This is a genomic window from Pseudomonas sp. P5_A12 (assembly GCF_056400685.1).
On record NZ_JBFUKU010000516.1, the window covers coordinates 1 to 2,019 of the forward strand.

Annotated in this window: 2 protein-coding genes; both read left to right on the forward strand. The window is 47.3% G+C overall.

The window, feature by feature from the left end; genetic code table 11:
- Window positions 1-212 precede the first annotated feature (212 nt).
- Entirely contained in the window at window positions 213-1,379 is a 1,167-nt protein-coding gene (locus AC1DSG_RS30630) for an ATP-grasp domain-containing protein (RefSeq protein WP_477794213.1), read from the forward strand.
- A gap of 24 nt (window positions 1,380-1,403) precedes the next feature.
- Window positions 1,404-2,019 (forward strand): cupin domain-containing protein (locus AC1DSG_RS30635; protein ID WP_477794214.1); only part of this gene is annotated, 616 nt, incomplete at its 3' end.

Sequence of the window (2,019 nt, forward strand, 5' to 3'; positions counted from 1 at the left end):
GTAAGATGGATCTGTTTTTGCCACACACCATTTCCCAACTACTTTAACCGAGCTAATATTCAGTTATAGATAGCTCTTGTCACACACCAACAGCTTAATCGACCCACTATATGCAACTGAATTCCATCCCATTAAAACCGAGCTCATGCCTCACCTAAAAGCACGAAATAACAGTCTTGACAACTGGCCCCACTCGCCAATAATGGAACTTTATGAAAAACATTGTACTGATCGGCGGACATGACGAAACCTTCATGCACTTCGAAGGTTTAGACTTTAACTTCATCGTGCTGCAACTTCCTGAGTCACAGGGTAAAAACCTCGCAGCACTTACCAACAAAATTCATCTCGTCAATGATTTCTCCGAAATCACCATCATCGAAGAAATAGATAAAATACTAAAAACGCAGTCTATCGATTACATTTTTTCATTCACGGAGGATGGGCTGCTTTCCGCCGCACGTGCCAGTCAACATTACGCCATCCCAGGCATCGATTACGAAACCTGCGAAATATGCATCTGCAAACCTTTGATGCGATCCAGGCTGGAACATACTGAATTCGCCGTTGCCAGCAAGATCTGTAAAACAAGAAGGGACGTCGAAGCGTTTTTCAACTGCTATCCAAATGGAATGGTCTTAAAAGACCCAACGGGCTCCGGTAGCGAAAACGTCTTCATCATCAAAGACTCCGCATCCCTGCTCGATACGCTGGAGAGACTCAATCATGAAAATATCGTCATGCTGGCGGAAGAGTTTTTAAACGGACGTGAAGTCAGTGTCGAAACACTGACCATTGATTCACAACACCGAGTCCTCGCCATAACCAATAAACAACTATACAAAACATCGCTCGCAGAAGAGCAGCACATCATCTCGCCGGACAATCTCGACAGCGACACATTCAGCGAACTGAGTCGTTATTGCGAGCGCCTGCTGACCGCAATCAATCACACACATGGGCCTTGCCATATTGAAGTAACAATAGCAGATGGAAAATTTCATCTGATAGAAATCAACAACCGCGTCGGCGGTGATTACATCGGCTTATTGGTTGAGCTCACAACAGGCGTTGATCTTTTTAGAGAAACACTGCGCTTTCATAGTCACGAAGCCGAATCGGACACTACCAACACTCAACTGACACACTACAAATTTGCTGGCTCTCATCTTTTTTATGAACCACTGAACCCGGACATGATCAGGGATTACATGCAGGAAGTGGACATCATCAGACTGGTAATGGGCGAAGCGAATCCCCCGCTGGGAAGACCGCACATAAACGATGACAAAATCGGCCTAGTGGTCATTGCCAGCAATGATCGCAAAAAGTTTTATACCGCCATTGACCACCTGAACAGACTAAATTCCGCAAGTTAATTGCCAACAATAGGAATAGACGATATGGAAGTTATCTCTAGAAGTGACATCGCCCCCCTCAACAGCGTGGTGGTGAATGGCGTGTTACACGACTTGGGTGTTGTAAAAATATTTTCCCAACATCCCGCGCTGGCCCAGTTCATTCCGTCCAAAAGCGAGGTGGCCCTTAGCTGGGTCAGACTTGAAAAGGACCAGGAATTGTCGGTTCATCAACACCCCGAGGCGAGCCTGATCCTGATTTGTGACGGCTCGGGGAAAACCCTTGGCGATACAGAACGAAATATCGAGGCGGGCGATATGGTGCTGGTCCCGCCCCACTCGCGGCATGGTTTCAAAGGCACCAACGATGGTTTCTGGGCACTATCTATTCAGTTCAACGGTAAGGCCCTGTACGAGAACACCCTTCAACCGAATGTCGTCTTCAAGGCTCAAGAAACAGTCAATGCCAAGCCCGCCGACGGGCTGTTAAAAGATAACGAGGGTTATCTGGAGAGCTTCAGGAACAGTCGGCTGCTTTCGCTGATCAATTCACCGTCGATCGATCAGCCCGAAGTACGTGAAAGGCTTCTCGATTGCCTGCAGACCTGGTCAGACATGTTTCAGAACCTGCTGCATATACGTGTGGCGATGACGCTTGATC